The organism is Polaromonas sp., from assembly GCF_030682935.1.
Taxonomy (GTDB): Bacteria; Pseudomonadota; Gammaproteobacteria; order Burkholderiales; family Burkholderiaceae_C; genus Polaromonas.
In genome coordinates this window covers 1-4,801 of the sequence record NZ_JAUXNA010000155.1, presented here as the reverse complement: position 1 = coordinate 4,801, position 4,801 = coordinate 1, and the positions used below count along the sequence as shown (strand labels likewise).

Annotated in this window: 4 protein-coding genes and 2 pseudogenes; 3 read left to right on the top strand and 3 right to left on the bottom strand. The window is 60.7% G+C overall.

All coding sequences use genetic code 11. The features are described from left to right. The 3 genes and pseudogenes from Q8K05_RS07305 to fliE form a co-directional block, all read right to left on the bottom strand. Positions 1-606 (bottom strand): annotated as a pseudogene (locus Q8K05_RS07305) (flagellin FliC); the annotation flags it as partial. A gap of 311 nt (positions 607-917) precedes the next feature. Then, positions 918-1,112: a hypothetical protein gene (locus tag Q8K05_RS07300; protein WP_305245844.1), complete on the bottom strand. Its 195-nt coding sequence runs from the start codon at positions 1,110-1,112 to the stop codon at positions 918-920. A 139-nt stretch (positions 1,113-1,251) separates the two neighbouring features. Continuing rightward, positions 1,252-1,569: a flagellar hook-basal body complex protein FliE gene (gene fliE / locus Q8K05_RS07295; RefSeq protein ID WP_305245843.1), complete on the bottom strand. Its 318-nt coding sequence runs from the start codon at positions 1,567-1,569 to the stop codon at positions 1,252-1,254. Positions 1,570-1,868: 299 nt separating this feature from the next. Here fliE and fliF point away from each other — a divergent pair, with 299 nt between their 5' ends. The 3 genes and pseudogenes from fliF to Q8K05_RS07280 all read left to right on the top strand — a co-directional run. Further along, positions 1,869-3,548, top strand: a complete 1,680-nt coding sequence (gene fliF, locus Q8K05_RS07290) for a flagellar basal-body MS-ring/collar protein FliF (RefSeq protein ID WP_305245842.1) — start codon at positions 1,869-1,871, stop codon at positions 3,546-3,548. After that, on the top strand, positions 3,545-4,549 hold the full coding sequence (gene fliG / locus Q8K05_RS07285) for a flagellar motor switch protein FliG (RefSeq protein WP_305245841.1): 1,005 nt from the start codon (positions 3,545-3,547) through the stop codon (positions 4,547-4,549). The genes fliF and fliG overlap by 4 nt, the downstream gene beginning before the upstream one ends. Next, positions 4,542-4,801: pseudogene (locus Q8K05_RS07280) on the top strand (hypothetical protein); the annotation flags it as partial. The gene fliG and the pseudogene Q8K05_RS07280, both read left to right, overlap by 8 nt.

The window sequence follows — 4,801 nt, the reverse complement described above, 5'->3', positions numbered from 1 at the left end:
AGTAGCGCTGGTAGTAACCGCAGTACCCGTGTACGCGATAACTGTTGCGTTAGAACTCACACCGGTTCCATCAGGACCAGACACACTGAAGGTGCGCATGCTCAGTGTATTGCCATCGATCTTTTTAAGATCGATTCCGATGGTTTCGTTGTCGTTGGCGCCCACCTGAATGGTCAGCGTGGAGTCCTTGGCCAGCACCTTGACGCCGTTGAAGTCGGTTTGCGCCGACGTGCGGTCAACTTCAGCCATACGCTGTTTGATTTCAGCCTGGATCGAGGCCAGATCGGATTTGGAGTTGCTGCCGTTGGCCGCTTGCACTGACAGTTCGCGAACGCGCTGCAGGTTGTTGTTGATTTCGTTCAGCGCGCCTTCGGTGGTTTGCGCGATTGAGATGCCGTCGTTGGCATTGCGCGAAGCCTGCGTCAAGCCCTTGATGTTGGCGGTGAAGCGGTTGGCGATGGCCTGGCCGGCGGCGTCGTCCTTGGCGCTGTTGATGCGCATGCCCGAAGACAGGCGCTGGATGGCCGTGTTCAACGAAGCCTGGGATTTGTTGAGGTTGTTCTGCGTGAGCAGTGACAGGGAATTGGTGTTGATGACTTGTGCCATGAGGGACTCCTGAATTGACTAAGGTTGGGTATTCCGGCTAGCTGCCGTCACGTTGGCCTTGCTTGCTGAAACAGTCTGCAAGCCACCGTTATTCAGGTTATCGGCCAGGGCCGGCAAAACCTTTAGGGTTGCGCGTGAAAAATTTCTTGCCGCCTGGAAAGTTGGCGGCATGGGCCTTGTCGGGGGACGTCGGCTTAGCCGCAGGCGTAAGCCGACCTCTGCGCTTTTGGCTGCATTTTGACGCGCTCGCAGAACACGGGGACGTCGGCTTACGCTTCGCTAAGCCGACCTACGGGATTTCGAGGCTGCAGCTACTCTTTTCCGACGCCCTTGAACTCGATGACGTTCTCGCCCCAATTGGCCGGATAAACCCCTGCTTCAACATGGCGGCGAAAACTCGGCAAGGTTTCGACGGCGTCGGCTGAACTGAAAACGGGCCGCCGTTCCTGTGTCACGAGGGTAAAGAAGAAGCTGCCACCGGGGGTAAATGCGCGTCGGTATTGCATGGGGCATGATTTTGTAGGTCGGGTTAGCGCAGCGTAACCCGACATCGGCGCTTTTGACCGCCTCGTGGCCGCGCTCGCAGGGTACGGGGATGTCGGCTTACGCTGCGCTAAGCCGACCTACGAATCAACAGGCCAGGCGTCAAGCCTGCATGCTCATGATTTCCTGATAAGCGGCAACCACTTTGTTGCGCACCTGCAGGCCGGTCTGAAAGCCAATGCCGGCTTTCGCCATATCGACCATCACGTCGTTCAGCGCCACCCCGGGTTTGCCCAGCTCAAAAGCTTCGGCTTGGCTGGAAGCGCTCTGCTGCGCGTCGCTGATGCGATCGAGTGACTTTTTCAACTCGCCGGCAAAGCCGCCTGCGGCCACTTCGCTGCCAGCCGTTGGGGCGCTGCCCATGGAGGGGGCAAGCGCCCGCATTTGTTGCAATACGGATTCAATAGACGATATCGACATGGCATTTCCCTTGGGCGCACGCACGCCCATTGCTTGACTGAAGGCCTGAAGCGTATCAGCCGTCCCCGGCCCCGCATCACGGCAAAAGATGGCAAAAGCCCCGGTTATTCAGCCGATCAAGCGCCGCGCCGCACTCTGACAATCATTCACAAGGCCGGGGGTGCCTTGGCCGTATCTGCCGGGCCAGCCCCCTTCCCATCCCCTTACTACCTGACGTATGCCACCAGTCGTTTCGCTGCACTACCACCCCTGCCTGCCTTTCACCTGCCCGCGCGATGCGGCGCTGGTCGGGTGAGCGCATGAGTTCCACCGCACTGGGCGCTGACGCAGCAACACCCAAGGCCCTGCCCTTGCTGGAGCAGTTGCGCGCCAACCCGCGCCTGCCGCTGATCATTGGTGCTTCTGCCGCCGTGGCGGTCATTGCCGCGCTGTGGATGTGGAGCCGCACGCCTGACTATGGCGTGCTTTACAGCAACCTGTCGGACCGCGATGGGGGCGCCATCATCGCGTCGCTGCAGCAGATGAACATTCCGTACAAGTTTTCGGCGGGCGGCGGCGCTTTGCTGGTGCAGGCCAACAAGGTGCCTGAAGCGCGCTTGCGGCTGGCCTCGCAGGGCTTGCCCAAAGGCGGCGCGGTCGGCTTTGAGCTGATGGACAACCAGAAGTTTGGCACCAGCCAGTTTGCCGAGCAGATCAATTACCAGCGCGCGCTCGAAGGGGAGCTCGCGCGTTCGATCAATTCCATTTCTGCGGTGGAGTCGGCGCGCGTGCATCTGGCGCTGCCCAAGCCTTCGCTGTTCGTGCGCGACCAGAAAAAGCCCAGCGCTTCGGTGGTGCTGTCGCTGCACCGGGGACGCAGCATTGACGAAGGCCAGATCAGCGCCATCGTGCATTTGATATCGAGCAGCGTGCCTGAACTGTCGGCCAAAAGCATTACCGTGGTGGACCAGGCAGGCAATCTGCTGTCGGCGGCCAATGCGGGCACACGGGGCCTGGATGTGAGCCAGCTGAAATACACACAAGAAATTGAGCAGGGCTACATACGCCGCATCGAAGCCATTTTGCAGCCGATCATGGGCACGAGCAACGTGCATGCCCAGGTGGCGGCAGAGATTGATTTTTCGGTCATTGAAAACACCGACGAAAAGTACCGACCGAACCAGGAACCGGGCAGTGCGGCCATTCGCAGCCAGCAATCGAGCGAGTCCAGCCAGCAAGGCATGAACCCACCCGGTGGCGTGCCGGGTGCGCTGAGCAACCAGCCGCCGATCAATCCGGTGGCGCCCATCATCAACACGCCTCAGGCGCAGCCAAAGCCCGGCACGCCAGATGCAGAGGCCAATGCCGCGGCACCCCGCTCGGGCACGGCACGCAAGGACGGCACCATCAACTATGAGCTGGACCGCTCGATCCGCCATGTGCAGCAAGGTGCGGGCGGCATCAAGCGCCTGTCGGTGGCCGTGGTCGTCAACTACCGCCCCGCCGCAGGCGCGCAGGGCAAGCGCACGGCGCAAGCGCTCTCGGCCACCGAACTGGAGCAAGTTAACAACCTGGTCAAGGAGGCCATGGGTTTCAGCGCCGAGCGTGGCGATTCGCTGAACGTGGTGAACAGCCCGTTTGTCTCAGACAGCACCGAAGTCGCCGACCTGCCCTTGTGGAAACAAGCCGATAACATTGAGCTGGCCAAAACGCTGGGCAAATATTTGCTGCTGGGCCTGCTTGCGCTGTATGTGTGGTTTGCCGTGCTGCGTCCGTTGCTGCGCAAGCATCTGGAACCCGCGCAGCAGTTCGCTCCCCCGGTTGCAGGCGAGGGAAAAGCGGCCCCGGCAAGCAGCGAATCACAGGCGCAGGCGCAGGTCGAAGCGCAGGAGCGAGAAGCCCAGCGCCACCAGGACAACGTCCGGTACGCACAGGAAATCGCAGTTAAAGACCCACGCATGGTAGCGATGCTGATCAAGCACTGGATGGCTGAAAAATGATGGAAAAAATGGATGCCGGCCTGAGAAAAAGCGCCATTCTTTTGATGTCGCTTGGTGAAGAGGGCGCGGGCAGCGTGCTGCAGCACCTGTCGCAAGATGAAGTCCAGGCCATGGGCGAGGCCATGGCGAAGCTGTCGCAGGTCAAGCGCGAAGAGGTCAGCGCCATCCTTGAGGAGTTCCGGCTCGAAACCGAGCAGTATTCGGCCCTCCACCTGGACTCGGGCAGCTACGTGACGGCTGTATTGAACAAAGCCCTTGGCAACAACCGCGCCGCAGACTTGCTGGAAAGCATTTTCCAGTCCAGCGAGTCGCGCAATGGTATCGAAGGCTTGAACCAACTGGAGGCCACCGAGGTGGTCGAGCTTATCCGCGACGAGCATCCTCAGATCATTGCCACGCTGCTGGTTCACATGGAACGCGCCAAGGCTGCCGAGGTGCTGGCACAACTGCCGGAGCGGGTGCGCCACGACGCGGTCATGCGCGTGGCCACTTTCGGCGGGGTGCAACCGGCGGCGCTCAAGGAGTTGACTGAGGTGCTGACGGGCATGTTGTCGGGCCAAGGCGCCAAGCGCAGCCGACTGGGCGGTGTTCGGGCCGCGGCGGAAATTGTCAACCTGATGAGCAGCACGCACGAAGACAGCGTGATCAAGCATGTGCGCGAGCATGACGAATTGCTGGCGCAGAAGATGATCGACGAGATGTTCCTGTTCGAGAATCTGCTCGAAATCGAGGATCGTGGCATTCAGCTGCTGCTCAAGGAAATCGAATCGGAGTCGCTGATCATTGCCCTGAAAGGCGCGCCGCAAGAACTGCGCGACAAGTTCCTCAAGAACATGTCTACCCGTGCCGCCGAAATGCTGCGCGAAGATATCGAAATGCGCGGCCCGGTGCGCGTGTCGCAGGTCGAGACCGAGCAGAAGATCATTCTGCTGATCGTGCGCCGCCTGGCAGATGCCGGCGAGATTGTGCTGGGTGGCCAGGGCAAGGATGAGTATGTCTAGCAAGCCGGCGCTTTCAGGGTTTGACACCGGCAAGTTCTTGCCCGTGACCCCTTCCAGGCCGACCGCACCCAAGGTGTCGCTGACGGCCTGGCAACGCTGGGAAATGACATCGTTCGCGCAAGAGCTGCAGCCAGACCCGCCTGAGGCAGCAGAACCAGAACCAGAGCCCGCACTGGAGCCCTTCGAGCCGGTCTTGTTGATTGATGAAGCCGAGCTGACCCGGCTGCGGCTTCAAGCCCAGGAAGCGGGCAA

Coding starts and splice junctions, on each gene's coding strand:
- Q8K05_RS07300 (WP_305245844.1), bottom strand. CDS start 1,112: ATGCAATACCGACGCGCATTTACCCCCGGTGGCAGCTTCTTCTTTACC.
- fliE (WP_305245843.1), bottom strand. CDS start 1,569: ATGTCGATATCGTCTATTGAATCCGTATTGCAACAAATGCGGGCGCTT.
- fliF (WP_305245842.1), top strand. CDS start 1,869: ATGAGTTCCACCGCACTGGGCGCTGACGCAGCAACACCCAAGGCCCTG.
- fliG (WP_305245841.1), top strand. CDS start 3,545: ATGATGGAAAAAATGGATGCCGGCCTGAGAAAAAGCGCCATTCTTTTG.